The organism is Dyadobacter sp. CY326 (assembly GCF_021390515.1).
In the GTDB taxonomy this organism is placed as follows: domain Bacteria; phylum Bacteroidota; class Bacteroidia; order Cytophagales; family Spirosomataceae; genus Dyadobacter.
In genome coordinates, this window is sequence record NZ_JAJUXI010000005.1 from 295,648 (window position 1) to 313,969 (window position 18,322).

Annotated in this window: 15 protein-coding genes; 9 read left to right on the forward strand and 6 right to left on the reverse strand. The window is 45.3% G+C overall.

Annotated elements, in window-relative coordinates:
• Positions 1-19: 19 nt before the first annotated feature.
• The 5 genes from LZG73_RS11915 to LZG73_RS11935 all read left to right on the forward strand — a co-directional run bounded on the left by LZG73_RS11915 (position 20) and on the right by LZG73_RS11935 (position 5,932).
• On the forward strand, positions 20-946 hold the full coding sequence (locus LZG73_RS11915; RefSeq protein ID WP_233849348.1) for a glycosyltransferase family 2 protein: 927 nt from the start codon (positions 20-22) through the stop codon (positions 944-946).
• Positions 903-1,469 (forward strand): WcaF family extracellular polysaccharide biosynthesis acetyltransferase, encoded by a 567-nt coding sequence (locus LZG73_RS11920; RefSeq protein ID WP_233849350.1) that lies wholly within the window; start codon positions 903-905, stop codon positions 1,467-1,469. The genes LZG73_RS11915 and LZG73_RS11920 overlap by 44 nt, the downstream gene beginning before the upstream one ends.
• Positions 1,466-2,209, forward strand: a complete 744-nt coding sequence (locus tag LZG73_RS11925; protein WP_233849352.1) for a glycosyltransferase family 2 protein — start codon at positions 1,466-1,468, stop codon at positions 2,207-2,209. Before LZG73_RS11920 ends, LZG73_RS11925 begins: the two co-directional genes overlap by 4 nt.
• Before the next feature lie 149 nt (positions 2,210-2,358).
• Entirely contained in the window at positions 2,359-3,567 is a 1,209-nt protein-coding gene (locus LZG73_RS11930; RefSeq protein WP_233849354.1) for an MraY family glycosyltransferase, read from the forward strand.
• Positions 3,568-3,661: 94 nt separating this feature from the next.
• Entirely contained in the window at positions 3,662-5,932 is a 2,271-nt protein-coding gene (locus LZG73_RS11935; protein WP_233849356.1) for an NADP-dependent malic enzyme, read from the forward strand.
• A gap of 76 nt (positions 5,933-6,008) precedes the next feature.
• Here LZG73_RS11935 and LZG73_RS11940 read toward each other — a convergent pair whose 3' ends face one another.
• The gene (locus tag LZG73_RS11940) at positions 6,009-7,871 is read right to left on the reverse strand and encodes a glycoside hydrolase family 2 protein (protein WP_233849368.1); all 1,863 of its coding nucleotides are present in this window, start codon (positions 7,869-7,871) and stop codon (positions 6,009-6,011) included.
• Between the two features lie 116 nt (positions 7,872-7,987).
• Here LZG73_RS11940 and LZG73_RS11945 point away from each other — a divergent pair, with 116 nt between their 5' ends.
• Complete coding sequence (locus tag LZG73_RS11945; protein ID WP_233849373.1) at positions 7,988-9,052, forward strand: isoaspartyl peptidase/L-asparaginase family protein; 1,065 nt, start codon at positions 7,988-7,990, stop codon at positions 9,050-9,052.
• A gap of 138 nt (positions 9,053-9,190) precedes the next feature.
• On the forward strand, positions 9,191-10,294 hold the full coding sequence (locus LZG73_RS11950; protein WP_233849378.1) for a T9SS type A sorting domain-containing protein: 1,104 nt from the start codon (positions 9,191-9,193) through the stop codon (positions 10,292-10,294).
• A 2-nt stretch (positions 10,295-10,296) separates the two neighbouring features.
• Here LZG73_RS11950 and LZG73_RS11955 read toward each other — a convergent pair whose 3' ends face one another.
• Complete coding sequence (locus LZG73_RS11955; RefSeq protein WP_233849380.1) at positions 10,297-11,220, reverse strand: alpha/beta fold hydrolase; 924 nt, start codon at positions 11,218-11,220, stop codon at positions 10,297-10,299.
• A gap of 195 nt (positions 11,221-11,415) precedes the next feature.
• Here LZG73_RS11955 and epsC point away from each other — a divergent pair, with 195 nt between their 5' ends.
• Positions 11,416-12,246, forward strand: coding sequence for a serine O-acetyltransferase EpsC (gene epsC, locus LZG73_RS11960; protein WP_233849382.1), 831 nt, complete (start codon positions 11,416-11,418; stop codon positions 12,244-12,246).
• On the opposite strand, the gene LZG73_RS11965 is transcribed toward epsC, so the two are convergent.
• Both LZG73_RS11965 and ppk1 read right to left on the reverse strand, forming a co-directional pair.
• A complete protein-coding gene (locus LZG73_RS11965; RefSeq protein ID WP_233849384.1) occupies positions 12,239-12,832 on the reverse strand; it encodes a TetR/AcrR family transcriptional regulator in 594 nt (197 codons plus the stop codon). The genes epsC and LZG73_RS11965 overlap by 8 nt on opposite strands.
• A gap of 205 nt (positions 12,833-13,037) precedes the next feature.
• Positions 13,038-15,134 carry a polyphosphate kinase 1 gene (gene ppk1, locus LZG73_RS11970; protein WP_233849386.1) on the reverse strand — a complete coding sequence of 699 codons (2,097 nt, stop codon included), beginning with the start codon at positions 15,132-15,134 and terminating at the stop codon, positions 13,038-13,040.
• Between the two features lie 142 nt (positions 15,135-15,276).
• Between ppk1 and LZG73_RS11975 the strand changes: the two genes are divergently transcribed.
• Positions 15,277-16,299 carry an aldo/keto reductase gene (locus LZG73_RS11975; protein WP_233849388.1) on the forward strand — a complete coding sequence of 341 codons (1,023 nt, stop codon included), beginning with the start codon at positions 15,277-15,279 and terminating at the stop codon, positions 16,297-16,299.
• A 70-nt stretch (positions 16,300-16,369) separates the two neighbouring features.
• On the opposite strand, the gene pyrE is transcribed toward LZG73_RS11975, so the two are convergent.
• On the reverse strand, positions 16,370-17,011 hold the full coding sequence (pyrE, locus tag LZG73_RS11980) for an orotate phosphoribosyltransferase (protein ID WP_233849395.1): 642 nt from the start codon (positions 17,009-17,011) through the stop codon (positions 16,370-16,372).
• Between the two features lie 2 nt (positions 17,012-17,013).
• The gene (locus LZG73_RS11985) at positions 17,014-18,318 is read right to left on the reverse strand and encodes a hemolysin family protein (RefSeq protein WP_255697056.1); all 1,305 of its coding nucleotides are present in this window, start codon (positions 18,316-18,318) and stop codon (positions 17,014-17,016) included.
• Between the last annotated feature and the right edge of the window lie 4 nt (positions 18,319-18,322).

Sequence of the window (18,322 nt, forward strand, 5' to 3'; positions counted from 1 at the left end):
ACTGTTTGCACACCCGGGTATGATTGATTTGTCCGTCATCATTTTAACACACAACGAATCCAAGCATATTGCACGTTGCATCAAAAGCTTGCTTCCGGTGACTGATAAAATTTTCATTGTTGATTCGTTTTCCACTGACGACACCGCAAGCATTGCCCAAAGCCTGGGCGCAACCGTGATCCAGAATCCCTGGGTTTCGTATTCATTCCAATTCAATTACGGCATTCAGAACAATCCATTTAGAACCAAATGGCTGATGCGCATGGACGCCGACGAATACATCACGGCCGAACTTGCTGCTGAGCTAGATAGCAGCCTACACCGCACGCCCGAAGAAGTTTCGGGACTTTATGTGAAGCGGCGTGTTATGTTTATGGATAAATGGATCCATAGAGGCGGTTACTATCCGATTTGGCTGCTGCGCATCTGGCGCAACGGGCTGGGCATTTGTGAAGAATTGTGGATGGATGAGCACATTAAACTCAGCAGCGGCAGCACGGCCCAATTGCAGCACGACATCGTAGATCATAATCTCAATAACCTCACCTGGTGGACGCAAAAACATAACAATTATGCAATACGGGAAGTCATTGATCTATTGAACATTAAATATAATTTTGAAAGTAAAGACACCGTCATTCCCAGCTTTTGGGGAAGTCAGGAACAGCGTACGCGATTTCTAAAAATCAAATATGCCAGCCTTCCGCTTTTCACGCGTCCGCTCATCTATTTCGTTTATCGTTACATTTTCAAGTTTGGGTTCCTGGATGGAATGAAGGGCTTGATCTGGCATTTCCTGCAAGGCTTTTGGTATCGCTTTCTGGTTGATGCAAAAATTTACGAAGTTTACCACCGGGCAGGAAAAAACAAAGAGGATATTATTACACATTTCAGGACAGAATATGGAAAAGACCTTAAAAACCCAAACCGATCTGTCCCGGTATGACAACAGCTGGTATCAGCCAGGGAGTTTTATCAAACAATTGCTCTGGTATGTCACCAACAGGCTGTTTATCAATACATATTTACCTTATCCAATGGCGGTTAAGCGATTTTTCTTAACATTATTCGGTGCAGAGATTGGAAAAGGAACGGTTATCAAACCAAAAGTGAACATTAAATATCCATGGTTTTTGGCTGTCGGCGAACACACCTGGATCGGTGAAAATGTGTGGATTGACAACCTCACAATGCTGACAATAGGATCAAACGTGTGCCTGTCGCAAGGCTGCCTTTTACTGACTGGCAACCACGACTTTACCACCAGCACATTCGACCTGATTGTCAAACCGATAACCATTGAAAACGGAGCCTGGATCGGTGCGAAAGCGACGGTTTGTCCGGGAGTCACAGTGCGATCGCATGCGGTTTTAACAGTGGACTCAGTTGCAACCAGTGATCTGGAAGCCTTTGGGATTTACCAGGGAAATCCGGCTAGATTTGCCAAAACAAGAATTTTAACGCGTTGAAAGTAACTATAATCACCGTCGTCTACAATGGCGCCAAAACAATCAGGCAATGCATTGAATCAGTGCTGAGCCAGGATTTTGCTAATGTTGAGTACATCATTATTGATGGCGATTCTACGGATGGAACGCAGGAAATTGTAAAAGAATACGGAAGTAAAATTACCCGGTTCGTCAGTGAAAAGGACGGCGGAATTTACGACGCAATGAATAAGGGCATACAATTAGCAGCGGGTGACGTGATTGGCATTTTGAATGCGGACGATTTTTACGCATACAATTCGGTGATCAGTGACGTGGCTTCGCAAATGCATGCGGATGATGTGAAAGGTTGCTATGGCGATCTGGTTTATGTGGATTCCGAAAATGAAATGCTTGTTAAGCGTCAATGGACGTCGGGACATTATAAGGAAGGAGCTTTTTTAAACGGTTGGATGCCTCCGCATCCGGCATTTTTTGTCAAAAAAGAGCTTTATGAGAAATTAGGCATGTTTCGCCTGGATTTTGGAAGCGCCGCAGATTACGAATTAATGTTGCGATTTATTCACAAAGCGAAGATCAAAATCGCTTACGTTCCGAAGGTTTTGGTAAAAATGAGAACCGGCGGGGTGAGCAACAGCAACATTAAGAACAGGATTGCAGCGAACAGGAACGATTTACGCGCGTGGAAAGAGAATGATCTGACGCCGCGATTTTACACACTTTGGCTGAAACCGTTAAGAAAAATATTACAGTTTCGCTGAATTTGAAAGCAAACTAGATTAGCTGAATGGGCAATAATTATTTTGATAGACAGCCATTTAGCTATTTAAAATACAGATTTTAATTACGACTTTTGATTGATCGGTCAACTTTACTCAATGTCATCATCCTCACTTACATTACAGGCACTATGGAATTAAAGTTACCGCTACAAATATTGAGCCAAGGAAACTTCAGCAATATTCTTCATCATGACGTTTACCAGTGCCTTCTTTCCTTTTTGATCGCGTGCTTTCTATCCATTATCAGCATTCCGATCATCATTAATTTGTCAAATCTGCTGCATTTGACGGCAAAACCAGGTTTCAGAAGTTCACACGAAACAGAAACCCCAACATTGGGAGGCATAGCGATATTCGCGGCAACGCTAATCGCTTATTTTTTATGGCCTCACTCAGAAAACATCCTCGATTCCAATCTGATAAGCCTCGCCATGACAGGAGTGATTATCCTCTTTTTCCTCGGAATCAAGGACGACATTCTTGCTGTTGATCCAACCAAAAAGCTGATCATTCAAATATTTGCCTCACTAATTCTTGTGGCAATGGGCAACTTCAAAGTTGATAATTTCTACGGAATTTTCAGCATTCATGGCGTTTCGGATTGGGTCAGCATTCCATTGACCGTTTTTATATTCATCGCCATCATTAACGCCATTAACCTAATTGATGGAATCGATGGACTTGCTGGCGGAATAAGTCTTATCGCAGGCCTTGGTTTCGGTTTATGGTTTATTTTAAATGATCACTTCTCGTTCGGCTGTCTTGCGTTTGCCATGTCGGGTTCGCTGTTGGGTTTCCTTCGTTTCAATTTTTCCAAAACGAGTAAAATCTTCATGGGCGACACCGGATCGCTGATTGTGGGTTATCTGCTTTCCATTTTCTCAGTCGAATTTTTGTCATTGAATGTTGGCTATCTGCACGATCCAAATGCATATTTCAATGCACCGATCATCGTGATGGTTCTGCTTATCGTGCCCATTTTCGACACACTTCGCGTCTTCATCGTTCGGATTTTTAAGGGAGGCTCGCCGTTCATTGCAGACAGAAATCACATGCACCACATTCTGATTGACAACGGCTTGAATCACTTTTGGGCTTCTTTCACTTTATGGATGGTGACGATCCTGAACACGACCTTGTTTTTCGCTTTCCATGGCGACATTACCAACACCGCTTCGATGTACATTTACATTGCCATGTTCGGTGCTTACATGGTCTTTGCATATTTTCTTAAAAAGCGGAGCATGCTTGTTAAGAAGCGAAAAACACTGGCTGAAAGCCCTTCATTTAAGGATGGTGATCTGCCAGCTCCCAATAAGATACTCAGGGATTTGTGAAAAATCCGGCCAAATAACCCCTTGGAATAACTCCCCAAATCCATTGCGTTGCATTGAATGTTTGTACCTTAGCACGAAATAATCGTCAACAGGTATGAACAAAAAGATCAGAAAAGAAGACGCCTTACATTATCATTCAAAAGGCCGTCCTGGCAAAATCCAGGTAATTCCCACCAAAGAAACCAGCACACAGCGTGACCTTTCCCTAGCCTATTCTCCTGGCGTTGCGGAACCATGTCTGGAAATCGCAGCAAATGTTGAAGATGCCTATTTGTATACTGCAAAGGGCAATCTGGTTGCAGTTATCAGCAACGGAACGGCTGTGCTTGGACTTGGTGACATCGGCCCTGAGGCTTCCAAGCCAGTAATGGAAGGAAAAGGACTTCTGTTCAAGATATATGCGGACATTGATGTATTTGATATTGAGCTAAATACAAAAGATGTTGATGAATTTGTAAGGACTGTAAAAATTCTTGAACCGACTTTCGGCGGCGTTAATCTGGAAGACATTAAGGCGCCCGAATGCTTTGAAATCGAGGCCCGTCTGAAACAAGAACTGAATATCCCGGTTATGCACGATGACCAGCACGGAACGGCCATTATTAGCGCCGCTGCCATGCTTAATGCGCTTGAATTGGTTGGAAAAGACATCAACGATATTCGCGTAGTGGTTTCAGGCGCAGGCGCTTCCGCTGTTTCGTGTACAAAACTTTACCTTTCGCTTGGAGCCAATCCCAAGAACATTGCGATGTTCGATACAAAAGGCCACATCCACAACGGCCGCACAGATTTGTCGGAAATGAAAAGACAGTTTGCAACCGACGTCGCCTATGATTCGCTTGAAGATGCCATGAAAGGCGCGGACTTGTTTCTGGGCCTTTCAACTGCTGACATTGTTTCCAAAGACATGGTAAAATCGATGGCGAAAGACCCTATCGTGCTTGCTATGGCTAACCCAAACCCCGAAATTCCTTATCCTGACGCAGTTGAAGCACGAGAAGATGTGATTATGGCGACAGGCCGTTCTGATTATCCGAATCAGGTAAACAACGTTTTGGGCTTTCCCTATATATTCCGTGGCGCGCTGGATGTGCGGGCAACGGAAATCAATGAAGCAATGAAACTCGCGGCCGTTCATGCATTGGCTGACCTTGCCAAAAAATCGGTTCCGGATATTGTAAACCTTGCTTACAACGAAACGAACATTGTTTTTGGTAAAAATTATATTATTCCAAAACCGGTTGATCCGCGTCTGTTGACGACTGTGGCGCCTGCCGTGGCAAAAGCTGCCATTGAAACAGGCGTCGCAAGAAAAGTGATTACGGACTGGGACGCTTACGAGCAGGAACTTTCCAGCCGTCTGGGCCGCAATGAGCAGATTTCCCGCGTAATTCTGAACAAAGCAAAGTTGGCTCCGAAAAGAGTTGTTTTTGCCGACGCTGAAAACATTCAGGTGCTTCGCGCAGCGCAACAGGTTCGCGATGAAGGCATTGCAGTTCCTATTTTGTTGGGCGATAAGGAAACAATTCAGAGCTTGATTAAAGAAAGCAAGCTGGATTTGGGTGACGTTGTCATTGTGGACCCGCGCGCTAACGAAAATGAAGAGATCATTAACACATATGCCAACCTGCTTTTTGAAAAACGGAAAAGAAAAGGTTTGACGCCAATAGAAGCGCACAGGAGCATTTATTTCCGAAGTTATTTCGGCTCCATGATGGTCGAAAACGGCGAAGCGGATGCATTGATCTCGGGTCTTACGCGCACTTATCCGGACACAATTCGCCCGGCATTGCACGTCATTGGAAAAGATCCGGGTGTAAATAAAGTGGCGGGGATGTATATTTTGCTTACGCCAAAAGGCCCATTGTTTTTTTCCGACACAACGGTAAATCTGGACCCGACTGCTGAGGAAATTGTTGAAATTACCGAGCTGACGGCAAAAGCAGTTGAGCGATTCAACATTCAGCCGCGCATTGCGCTTGTTACTTACGCGAATTACGGAAGTGCGGGCGGAAAGGATGCAGAGAAAATGCGGGAAGCAACGGCGATCTTGAAAAAGAGAAATCCGACGATGATTGTTGAAGGAGAAATGCAGGCCCACCTTGCATTCAACACAACGCTTCTAAAAGAAAATCACCCATTCAGCGACCTTGTTGATGGCGGAGCTAACACGCTGATTTTCCCTAACTTGAGTGCCAGTAACATTGCTTACAACTTGCTGAAAGAAGCTGCTGAACTGGAAACGATCGGACCGATCTTGTTAGGAATGAAAAAGCCTGTTCACGTGTTGCAGCTGGGAAGTTCTGTGCGGGAAATCGTGAATATGGTGGCTATCGCGGTGGTTGAAGCGCAAATGAAGGGATAGAAGCAATCAATATAAATAGTTAGGATGTCACATTGAGCGTAGTTAATCATCCGCTCAATGTGACATTTTTAATGTGTTAAGGCTTCAACTTCACCCAATCCGCATTATAAAGCGGTGTATGGATTTGTTTCAATTTCGCTTCCGGGAATTTGACCACTTTCCTATCATAAGTCATCAAACCATTAATCTCCACTTCCACATCAGTCGTTTGCGTATAAACTGCTGCGGATAATCCCTTCTTAATCAATGGCTCAAAGCGCTTGATTAACGATTGATAACGAGCGAAAAGCTCCTCTTGGCTCTTGAAGCTCTGATAACCCCAGTTGTCTTTTTGCTGCCAGGTGTGCTTGTCAACCGGCAATCCCAATCCGCCAAATTCACCTAAAACAATGATTTGCTTTGCACCAAAAATGTCTGGTCTAGGCATCACGGGCTCTGGATAATTGTGCATGTCAATAATGTGACCAACCGGGTGAAAGTTGCCCCCGCTTGCGCTGTTAACCAGCCTGCTAGGATCATATTGCATCGTCCAGTTTGTTATTTCCTCCGTTTTAAATTGCCCCCAGGCTTCATTGAATGGAACCCAAACGACGATGGATGGAAAGTGACGGTTGGCGTCAATGATGGCTTTCCATTCGGTATTATAAATATTTTCTGACTCGGGTGTACGGTCTTTTTCAGTTTCTGCTCCCGTAATGCCCGGGCGTTGCTCCCAAACATTGCCCATATCGCCGCTCGGCATGTCTTGCCACACGAGCATGCCCAGCTCGTCACAATAGCGATACCAGCGGGCCGGCTCCACTTTCACGTGCTTTCTGATCATATTAAAGCCCATTTCTTTGGTTTTCAATATGTCAAATTTCAATGCTTCGTCTGTTGGCGCGGTGTAGAGTCCGTCGGGCCACCAGCCTTGGTCGAGCGGGCCATATTGAAACAAAAACTTGTTATTCAATGCCATACGCTGAACTCCATTTTCATCTAATTGCATTGAAATCTTGCGCATTGCAAAGTAACTTTTCACTTCATCCACCACTTTTCCGTTGCGTGTGACGGCTATGGTCAAGTCGTAAAGGAATGGACTCTCGGGCGACCAAAGCTTGGGATTCGCAATGTTCAGGAGAGCGCTTTCGCTCGCTGCGACTTCTTGTTCCGCAACTTTGCTGGCGCCGTCAAAAGCGGTAATCTTGATTTTATCCGTTGGCTGTGCATTGTTTATTGCTGCTGAGATAGTTACAGTCTGTTTATCAATGTCGGGCGTCTGAATCAGGCGATCAATGTGGGTTGTCGGGACGGTTTCTATCCAAACGGTTTGCCAGATTCCGGTCACCGGCGTGTACCAGATTGAATTCGGGTTTTTGATCTGCTTGCCTCTCGGTTGCGGCCCGTCACTGCTTGGGTCCCACACGCGCACGCTGATTTCCTGCTGCTTTTTCTTAACCAAAAGGTCGGTAATGTCAAAGGTAAACGGGTCATAACCACCCTGATGCGTGCCGGCAGGCTTGCCGTTTATAACCACATCGCATTTCCAGTCAACCGCACCGAAATGAATCAGAACGCGTTGATTTTTCAACTTGGGAGCAAATTCAATCGTGCGCTGATACCAAAGCACGCTGTCTTTTCCAACCGTCCTCGCAACGCCTGATAATGCAGATTCCACCGCAAACGGAACGAGGATTTGACCCGCAAATGCAGCTGGTTTCGCATCTGAACTTTGTTTTGGCACAATTGAATAATTCCATAGACCATTGATATTGAGCCAGTTCTGGCGAACCATTTGTGGTCGGGGATATTCGGGATGCACATTGGACGCAACGACTTTTTCAGCCCAGGGCGTCACAATTTTTCCCTCAACATATTTCCAGTCAGCAGGCTTTTGTGCTTGGGAATTCCCCGTCAGAAAGCAGGTTAACATTCCCAGGATAAGCAACGCATTTTTCATTGGTTAAACGTTTTTTGAACAATAAGTAAAATAAAGTCAAATTTAAAGGGTTTGGCCCAAACCGCTCTTATCTCATTTTGATTAGCTTTGGAATAACTCACTCAATTTACAGACCGATGAAAAAGTCATACATACTCGCGCTTACATTACTGACCGCGCTGCCTGTTTCCGCACAGGATTATTCAGACAAAATCACGCTCGTTTTGCACGGCGGCGCGGGCACAATCACGCGCGATAACATGACCCCTGAGAAAGAAAAGGCCTATAAAGAAGTGCTGAACATTGCCTTGCAAAAAGGTTATGGCGTTCTGAAAAAAGGTGGAACGAGCGTGCAGGCAGTCGAGGCGACGATTCGCGTGATGGAAGACTCTCCCCTATTCAATGCCGGGAAAGGGGCGGTTTTTACCAATGAAGGAAAAAACGAGCTCGACGCTTCCATTATGGAAGGAAAAACACTGAAAGCGGGCGCCATTGCAGGTGTCACGACGATCCGAAACCCAATCAGCACGGCGATAGCGGTTATGGAAAAGTCGCCGCATGTGATGATGGCGGGAAAAGGTGCAGAAAAGTTTGCAAAAGAACAGGGTCAGGAAATTGTTGATCCGTCCTATTTTTACACCGAGGCACGTTACAAAGCATTGGAGCGGGCAAAGGCAGAAGAAAAAACGGAACTCGACCACGATGCAAAGGAAGAGCAAAAGGTTAAAAAGGCCCCAAAAACCGGGCAGGCCAATCTGGAAGATCTGATTTTTACAGAAGGCAAAAAGTTCGGGACTGTTGGCTGTGTGGCTTTGGATCAATTTGGCAATCTGGCAGCCGGCACTTCCACAGGCGGCATGACTAACAAAAAATACGGACGCATTGGCGACGCACCAATTATTGGCGCAGGCACTTATGCCAACAATGCAACCTGCGCCGTCTCCGCGACTGGCCACGGCGAGTTTTTCATCCGCTCCGTGGTTGCCTACGACATTTCAGCATTAATGGAATACAAAGGGCTTGGTTTGCAGGATGCGGCCAATGAAGTGGTCATGAAAAAACTCGTGGAACGCGGAGGCGAAGGCGGCATCATTGCGGTGGACCGAAAAGGAAATATCGCAATGCCATTCAACAGCGAAGGCATGTATCGCGGCTACATCAAAAGCGATGGGAAAAGCGAAATTCTGATTTACAAGGACTGATTTAAGCCTGTTTTTTAGAAAGTTTTTTAACGGTTACAAGAAGCGCATTTTATCTGCCAGTTTCTTGTAACCGCGATACAAATCGGGTCGCTTTGAACGTTTAGAATTTGTGATGAACTTTCAGCATTCCCTATTCCTATGAAATCAGTTTACAAAATATTCCTGCTCATATTCCTTGCCAGCCCACTTGCTTTTGGCACGCACATTAAAGGCGGTGAAATTATGGCGACCCATGTTTCGGGGCAAAATTATAAAATCAAAGTCCGGTTGTATTTTGACCTGGTGACCGGAGAACCCGCCGCCAATGCGCAACAGAATGTTAGTGTTTGTTTCGGAGATGGCAACACCAAAGAATTTTCGCGAACAGAAACCAAAACATTGCCAGGAAACATCCTGCTGGCTGATTATGATGGCTCTTACACATATCCTTCGTCAGGCACATTTCAGATTTCGGTTTCACTCAATGCACGGACGTCAAATATTTTAAATCTGCCAAATGCGGACAAAACGGATGCGTTCTTCTGGACGGTGATCAATACACAACTTGCCAATTCGACGCCTGTGCTCCCATATCTGCTTTTTGACGCTGGTGTTAGGCAGGTTTTCTCGGTTGATTTGAAACCAACAGTCGCTGACGCTGACAGCATTTCTGTCAAACTGCCCAGATTAAGCAGGGCTTCACCGGGGACTTGCGGCGTTCGCATGGTGGACAACACTTATTTGTATCCCAACGAAATCAGCAGCACAGGAACATTCAAAGTTGTTCCAAAGCTTAATAAACTGGTTTGGCAAGCTCCCGAAGTTCTTGGAAGTTACGTTTTCGCAATGGTTGTCACCGAATATCGTGACGGCATTATCATTTCCGAATCTTACCGCGAAGGAGTTATCAATGTTACTGACAAGCCCGGCCCAACGGTTGAAATTCCTCCGTACGAATCAGCGGCTTACGGCGGACTAATCACTTCTACGCCCAATGTTGACTCTCCGGAGGTTTCCATGGCCATTGAAGCTTATCCTGTTCCTACTGAAACCTTTGTTACGGTTAAAGCTTACAGCAAGAAGCGGTCAATTGTGACCTTGCAACTGATTGATATTAAAGGAAGAGTAATCAGGGAAATTAAAACAGCCGGCCCTGTGATTTCTGTTCAGGAAGAATTTGATATGCGCAACTTGTCGAAGGGCATTTACATCATCAAGGCTGCGAATGATAAAGATGCAGTCTCTCAGAAAATCTTGCGATAAGGTTAATTACCCAATTGCGCGTTGGTTGCAGACAGGTCGGCAGAAGAGATTTTGTCCTGAAACATCTGGCCTTTGAGCAACATTTCTTTTATCATGGACAAATGTGTGTAAGTGATCATATGCCCTGCATTATGCAGAAAAATATATTGCGCGCGCTTGCTTTTGATGTGCCTTTTTGCAAATTCAATGTTCTCAGGATCAGCAATCCAGTCATTTCCTCCCTGAATAACCGTTGTAGGAACATTGAGACTATGCCAAACTGGCAAAAGCTTTCTTAACTCGTCTGAATGGCTGTATTTCTCAGCTGTGGCCGTGTTAAATTCGCCCGGTAAAAACAGTTGTATAAATGAATTCCGGCCCCATTTGGAAAACCAGTAGAATTTCTCCTTTTCCGGATCAATCACTGGCGAAACCATAATCAGCTCCTTTACTTCTTCTGGCCTTAAAGAAACGAGTTTAGCCGCGATGGGCGCACCATAGGAGCGTCCCAGGACTGTGACCTTTTCTTTACTTTTGTTCAAATTCAAAACCGGAAGCAATGCATTGGCCTGCGTGGCAATAGAAGTCACATAACGACGCTTCTTCTTGATTTTCAGTCTCGACTTTCCATAACCCACCCTATCCACTGAAACAATGTGAAAGCGTTTTTGCAAGTCTTCATCATCCATTAAATTCATATAGCCCCAAAGCGAGCCCGGCGCTCCGTGAATGAGCAGCAGCATGGGCAATGTGTCGGCGCCTACGCTTGCAACGCAAAGAGCCAGCGTGTCATTCTTGATAATGTGCTCAGTTGGTTTTACTTTCTTGGTGGCGTAGTGTTTTCTGACCTGTTTGGCTGAAATAATGTAGCGCGAGAAGCATGAACTTAGCGAAGCAGATATGATGAAAATAATGAATACGGATCGCAGGAATTTAAAACTTAACATAACTTCTGGAATGAAACTGTAATTTATAACTTCACAGGATATTTCAATATACGATTATAATCACATTTCAGGTGTAATAATCTTGCTGTTTTTTAAACAAACCACCTGAAATAAATTTTTCCGGAAGTTTCTGTGTTGATATTCAAAATTGATGCCAGAGAAATATTCGTTATGTAAGCCAAATTTTTACCGTTAATGACAACCACCCAACAAGACCTTTTCTTTCAGCGCCTTGCGGAGCAAAACGAAAGCTATCGTTACAGATTGCCTTCGAGACACGATGCCGGAAAATTTATTCAGAACCTGATTAATTTCTTATTTCCCATTAGTCAGGATTGCCCCAGCTGCCCAAACAAGGATTTGTCCATGAAATATGATGACTTGCGCGACAGTTTGGAATGCATGCTTGAACCATTGCTTCCGGGGCTGAGCAAATCGAAGCAGCAGATTTTGGATGAGGTTTTTTCAAAGATTCCAGGCATTTATGAAAAGCTGTTGCTGGATGCGAAGTCAATTACGGACAATGATCCGGCTTCGGTGAGCATTGAGGAAGTGATATCGGTTTATCCTGGTTTTATGGCCATCGCGACTTACCGTTTTGCCAATTCGTTTGCATCGATTGGCATTCCATTGCTGCCGCGGATGCTGACTGAATTTGCCCATAGCCAAACGGGCATCGACATTCACCCGAATGCAACGATCGGACATTCATTTTTTATAGACCATGGAACCGGCATTGTGATCGGAGAAACCACGCACATTGGGAACAACGTGAAGTTATATCAAGGCGTTACGCTGGGTGCGACGCACGTTTCCAAGTCACTTGCATCGCGCAAGCGCCATCCGACCATTGAAGATAATGTGGTTGTTTATGCCAATGCGACTATTCTTGGCGGGGAAACCGTGATAGGCCACGATTCGGTGATTGGCGGAAATGCCTGGCTGGTGCGAAGCGTACCCCCATTTTCCCAGGTTTATCACCAAAGCAAAATAGAGATACGCCAGCAGGCACCTTCCGTTACATAATACTTCTTATAAATCTGCGGACACCTTCCATGTACACAGGCTCAGCTTGCGGGAACGCGTATCTGGGCTGCGTGGTCATGGTAATGCTGATAAAACCATAAGTTAGGCACCACCATTCATAATATGTCTTGGTTACCATTTCGCCTGACCTCGGACGCAAGCCCGCTATCATTTCCCAAACGGCATTTCCCTTAATGCTCATAGCCTGGCCGTAGACATTTTTGGAATCACAGTATGCGCCTTCAAGATTAAACATTACCTGAAAAACTTCCGGATTCTCCACTGCGAAGTTCCAGATGCGCTGGGCAACTTCCACGAGCTGTTTCTGCGGATTGCTGAAATGGCCTTTAATTTTAACGAATTCCGATTGTAAAATATCGAAACCTTCCATGCGGATCGCTTCCAGCAACTTATCCTTGCTCTCAAAATATTCATAGAGAATTGGAGGGCTGTATTCGATCACCTCAGCAATTTTGCGGATTGAAACCGCTGTCCACCCATCTTGTCGGGCTATTTCTTTTGCTGTTTTGACGATATCCGAGCGAACCTGTATTTTAAGGCGCTCTCTTCGCTCTACTATTCCCATACGGCGATGTAATTTTTGATGGAGTCAGAATGATATGCATTCAAATATAAACACTTAGTCCTAAACGCTCAAGGGGATTTTCGGTCATTTGGTCAAAATGAATGGGCATCTGACTTATTTTTTTCTTGAAACAGCTCTAATCAAATCTAACGGCGGATTATAAAATTTTCGTGATAAAAAATTTTTTTAAACGCCTGAAAATGTTTTATTCTGCTCTTTTCGTCGGTCCAGTTTTCTCAATTTTCTCCAACAAGCGATAGTTTGCTTCCTGCGCCCTGATCTTTCCCCGGGAATCGTCGGTGATCCGCAAATTATTTTGATAAAGATCCAGACGAACCGATTTCTGGTTGTCATTCACGTAGTTCCGCAGCACCAGCCGCATTTGATTTTTTAATGTTTCATCCAGAACCGGAAAGCAAACGTCGATGCGTCTGTGCAAGTTGCGATGGGTCCAGTCGCAGGACGAGATGTACACTTCATCATTACCCCGGTTTGCAAAATGAAAAATGCGCGTATTCTCGACATAGCGATCCACATGCCTGCTCACAACCACATTATCGCTGATTGAAGGCAACCCCGAAATGAGCCCGCAGCTCTCGCTCACGATAACATGCACGGGCACGCCAGCCTGGCCTGCCTGATAAATTTTATCAATCAGAATGTGATCCTGCAACTGATTGATTTTAATGGTGACGAAAGATTTCAAACCCGCATTGCAATTCGCAATTTCCCGGTCGATCAGATCAAGCAGCTTTTTTTGCAATGTAAACTGCGTGACAAGAAGAAAGTTGAAAGGCAGATATTTGTATTTCTTTGGCTCGTCCTGTGTGGACAAATAACCAAAAAGCAATTCGAGCTCATTGGTAAGCTCGCGATGGCTTGTTAGCAAGGCATGATCCACAATTTCGCGGCTTGTCAATCTGTAAAATCCGCCCGTTCCAAGGAATGCGTAACGCTCCCAGCCTTTCAGCACTTTACGCTTGATCAATGCGATTTTGGCATGCACTTTCAGCCCAGGCACGCTGAGAATGATCTTTACACCTGCATCCCGCATTTTCCTCGACCATTGCAGGTTTTCCTGAATGTCGAGTTTTGTGTTGAGTTCCACATATGTCGTCACGCGCTTGCCATTGCGCGCAGCACTGATCAGCGAATTCAAAATAAATGAATTGGGACTGATCTTATAAAGCGAAACATGGATTTCCCGAACGTGCGGATCAACGGCGGCTTCGTTGAAAAACCGGACAATGGGTTCATAAGAGTGATAGGGCAAATGAAGCAATTGATCCGCCTTTTGAATGGACTCGAAAACAGAAGTTTTCTCATCAAAATCCGGATTTTGAATGGGCTTTTGATACGGATAATCGAGTCGCCGCGACATCTGCGGGAATGTCATCAAATCCTGCATGAAAATGTAATGTCCCCGCTCGTGAAACTCGTTCATCGGAATACCTGCCTTACTGGCCAGATATTCGCGCATGTAAAGCGGCATGCCTGATTCATAAAAATACTGGGCGGGCTGAACGAAATTCCGCTTTTCCAGCTGTTTCAAAATGCGCTGCGCAATCTGCATCGGAAATTCGTCTTCAATCGCCAGTTCCGTATCTTTTTCCACACGCAATGCATAGCTTTCCAGCACTTCGTAACCAGGAAAAAGCAATTGCATGTTTTCTCTGATTGCATCTTCCACAAACGCTACATGGCGCTTTCCGTCCAGTTCAGGCAATTCGAGAAAGCGTCCAAATGGCTCGGAAGGAATGTTTACAACGGCATACCAGTCTTCTTCCGAATCTTCTTGGTGTTGCAATCTGACGATCAGATACAACTGTTTTGATTCAAAAAACGACATTTTGGAACTGCGGCGGCTATCCAAAAACACAGGTTGCAAATGCCGAAACAGCTTGTCTACAAAGAATTTTCTCAAAAACATTAAATGCTCCGATGCAAAAGCTTCGCGATAATATAAATGCACGCCTTGCTCGTTCAAAGCAGGAAGAATGCTTGAAATGAGAATGTCGTTGAATTCCCTTAGCTGATTTTCAACGGTTTCGTAAACATGTTCGAGCAGCGAATCGGGAAATAAATTGAGTTTGCTGCGAATGTCGTTGCTCACCTCCCCCATTGCCAGCAGGCTCGGCACGCGAGCGCGGAAGAACTCTTTTGTTTGATATGCGTAAATTCCAAGGAAGCGCAGACGTTCCCTTACCGGCACAGTTTCATCGTTTGCTTCTAATAATAATCGGTAATTATTGGACAGCCAGCTGAGATTTGTATCGAAGTAGGGATAGGAAACGTCAATCATTGAGTGAGGGAAAAAAGATTCGAAATTTGCTACAATATAAATACATTTGGCGGGTTAGGATCTAACTTTACAGCACAAAGATTTAACAAAGTCAGGTTAGCGACCGACGTTATATCCTGGCTAAAAACCTAATTAAACAACTATGCAATATCAATTATTGGGCCGGTCTGGTTTACGCGTTTCAGAAGTTTGCCTGGGCACAATGACCTTCGGAACTGAATGGGGATGGGGCGCAGATAAGCATGAAAGCTTTAAAATGTTTGAGAGTTTCGCTGGTGCGGGCGGTAATTTTATTGATACAGCCAACCGTTATACTGAGGGTTCGTCGGAAAAATATGTGGGCGAATTCATTGAAAGTGACCGTGATCACTGGGTTTTGGCTACAAAATTTACGCTCAAAGATCGCAACGATGATCTTAACTTCGCGGGCAATCACCGCAAGAATATGATGCGCTCGGTGCGGGCCAGTTTGAAAAGGTTGAACACGGAATACATTGACCTCCTTTGGGTGCATTTGTGGGATAATACAACGCCAGTTGAAGAAGTAATGCGCGGGCTGGACGACTTGGTCACGCGCGGATTGGTGCATTATGTGGGCATATCGGATACACCCGCGTGGGTCGTTTCGCAAGCCAACACCATTGCCGATTTCCGCGGCTGGAATGCGTTTACTGCCATTCAGTTTGAATATTCGCTCATTCAGCGAACGCCCGAGCGTGACTTGCTTCCTATGGCGAAAGCGCTTGGCATTGCCGTTACTCCGTGGGGCACCATTGGCGGCGGCGCGCTTACGGGAAAATATTTACGGGGAGAAGCGGGACGCGTCCCGGACAGCAGCATTCGACGAAGCGAACATAGTAGCAACATTGCACAGACTGTGGTAGATGTCGCCAAAGAGCTCGGCGTAACTCCGGCGCAAGTGGCAATCAACTGGGCCCGTCACCGCGATCAGGTGATGATTCCGATCATTGGTGCTTCCAAGCAAACGCAATTGGCTGATTCGCTGGGTTGCTTATCATTCCGCTTGCCACAGGAAATGCTGGATAGGCTGAATGAGGTGAGCAAAATTGAACTTGGATTTCCACACGAATTCCTTAAATCGGAAGGGGTTAAGGAAGAGGCATTCGGCGGACTTTACGAGCGCCTCGATAATCATAGAAATTGAACAAAAAACAGGGCCCGGCAATCAGCTTCCTTACAAAAGCTGATTGCCGGGCCCTAAGCATTGCAGCGCGCTACTTTCCCCACGTCTCCGGCGCAAGGCGCCATGCACTGAGGCTTTCGAGCTGTGAGCTGTCAATGTAATGATGTTCTAATGCGGTCTCTATCAAAGAATTGTAATTGCTGATGGTGCTCAATTTCACGTTTTTCTCTTTGAAATTATTTTCTGCCACAGCAAATCCGTAAGTGAAAATGGCAACCATTCCTGCCACTTCAATGCCTGCTTCGCGGAGCACATCCACTACTTTAAGCGAACTTCCACCGGTTGAAATCAAGTCTTCAATGATGATTACGGACTGACCTGCTTCAAGACGTCCTTCGATCTGGTTGCCCATGCCGTGCTTTTTTGGCTCCGGACGAACATATGCGAATGGCAGCTCCAATAAGTCGGCAACCAATGCGCCTTGTGCAATGCCGCCCGTTGCGACGCCCACAACTGCTTGTGCATCAGGATATTCTTCCCTGATCAGCTTCGCCAGCGTTTTTTTGATAAATGTTCTGGTGTCAGGATACGACAATGCTACGCGGTTATCACAATATATGGGCGAAAGCCAGCCAGAGCTCCATTGAAACGGTTTTTCGGGGCTTAGTTTGATAGCCTTGGCTTCTAGCAGCAGCTCTGCAATTCTCTTTGTAATGTCCTGGTCGTTCAGCATTGTTAATCTTCTGATTCTTCGTTTTTACTATGATTAATTACTAATAATTTATCGATACGGCTGCGGTCCATGTCAATCACTTCAAATTCGAAGTGCTTCCAGGTAAACTTCTCGCCGGTTGTCGGAATGTTTTCAAGAATGTGCAAAACGAAGCCGCCCAATGTGTTGAATCCAACAAAATCACGGCGCTCCGCTTCCTGAATGTTCAGGTCAAAATATTGAATAAAATCATCGAAAGGCAGCTGTGCATCGATCAAAAAGCTGCCGTCCTCACGGCGAATGATTTCCGATGCTTCTTCAATGTCTTCGGAAATATCGCCGACAAGCGCATCCATGATGTCGTGCATGGTCAGCACGCCTAACAGCCCGCCATATTCGTCAACAATAATCCCGAAATAGACGCGCTGCTCCTTGAATTTGGCCAAAGCCTGATAAGCGCGATTGCTTTCGGGCAGATAAACAGGATCTTTTAATATTGTGCTGAGAACCGCCAGCTGTGCTTCAATGTCGGTCGCAATCAAGTCTTTAACATAAACCAAACCAACCACGTCATCCACAGTGTCACGGCAAACTGGATAAATCGAATGTCTGGAATCAAAGATTTTGGCTTTATTTTCTTCAACCGTGTCTTCCAGATCAAGCCAGACGATTTCCTGTCTGTTCGTCATCAAAGAAGTCACCTTGCGATCACCCAACTGGAACACATTGTGAACAATTTCCTGCTCGATTTCTTCAAAAACACCTCCGGAAGTTCCCTCTTGAATGAGACTTTTGATTTCTTCTTCAGTCACCGAGTTTTCACTTTGCTTGATATTCAAAACCCTGATAATGAGATCGCTGGAAATTCCGAGCAATGCGATAAATGGCGCGGTCACTTTTGAAAGCAGGTTCATCGGCGTTGCCATGAACTTGGAGATCGCCTCCGGATTAGCCATTCCAATTCTTTTCGGAACAAGCTCGCCAAGGACAAGTGAAAGATAGGTTATGAAAACAAGCACCGTTCCCACAGCCAGCGAATGTGCATATGGAGCAATGAATGGCACTGTAGAAATGAATTTTTCAAAATCGCTGGTGATATTGTCACCGCTGTACATACCCGTAAGCAACCCAATGAGCGTTATGCCGATTTGTACAGTTGATAAAAAGCGTGTTGGTGAATTGGCAAGATTTAGAGCAGCTTTTGCACTGGAATCACCATTTTTTGCAGCAGCTTCGAGACGTGATTTTCGGGAAGAAACTAGTGCGATCTCGGACATGGAAAAGACGCCATTGAGCAGCACAAGAAGTAAAATTATCAGGAGTTCCAAGAAC

What these genes read in the sequence shown, in the direction of transcription:
- pyrE (WP_233849395.1), bottom strand. Translation starts at nt 17,011, where the DNA reads ATGCTGAACGACCAGGACATTACAAAGAGAATTGCAGAGCTGCTGCTA.
- LZG73_RS11975 (WP_233849388.1), top strand. Translation starts at nt 15,277, where the DNA reads ATGCAATATCAATTATTGGGCCGGTCTGGTTTACGCGTTTCAGAAGTT.
- LZG73_RS11950 (WP_233849378.1), top strand. Translation starts at nt 9,191, where the DNA reads ATGAAATCAGTTTACAAAATATTCCTGCTCATATTCCTTGCCAGCCCA.
- LZG73_RS11930 (WP_233849354.1), top strand. Translation starts at nt 2,359, where the DNA reads ATGGAATTAAAGTTACCGCTACAAATATTGAGCCAAGGAAACTTCAGC.
- LZG73_RS11920 (WP_233849350.1), top strand. Translation starts at nt 903, where the DNA reads ATGGAAAAGACCTTAAAAACCCAAACCGATCTGTCCCGGTATGACAAC.
- ppk1 (WP_233849386.1), bottom strand. Translation starts at nt 15,134, where the DNA reads ATGATTGACGTTTCCTATCCCTACTTCGATACAAATCTCAGCTGGCTG.
- LZG73_RS11945 (WP_233849373.1), top strand. Translation starts at nt 7,988, where the DNA reads ATGAAAAAGTCATACATACTCGCGCTTACATTACTGACCGCGCTGCCT.
- LZG73_RS11915 (WP_233849348.1), top strand. Translation starts at nt 20, where the DNA reads ATGATTGATTTGTCCGTCATCATTTTAACACACAACGAATCCAAGCAT.
- epsC (WP_233849382.1), top strand. Translation starts at nt 11,416, where the DNA reads ATGACAACCACCCAACAAGACCTTTTCTTTCAGCGCCTTGCGGAGCAA.
- LZG73_RS11940 (WP_233849368.1), bottom strand. Translation starts at nt 7,871, where the DNA reads ATGAAAAATGCGTTGCTTATCCTGGGAATGTTAACCTGCTTTCTGACG.
- LZG73_RS11965 (WP_233849384.1), bottom strand. Translation starts at nt 12,832, where the DNA reads ATGGGAATAGTAGAGCGAAGAGAGCGCCTTAAAATACAGGTTCGCTCG.
- LZG73_RS11935 (WP_233849356.1), top strand. Translation starts at nt 3,662, where the DNA reads ATGAACAAAAAGATCAGAAAAGAAGACGCCTTACATTATCATTCAAAA.
- LZG73_RS11955 (WP_233849380.1), bottom strand. Translation starts at nt 11,220, where the DNA reads ATGTTAAGTTTTAAATTCCTGCGATCCGTATTCATTATTTTCATCATA.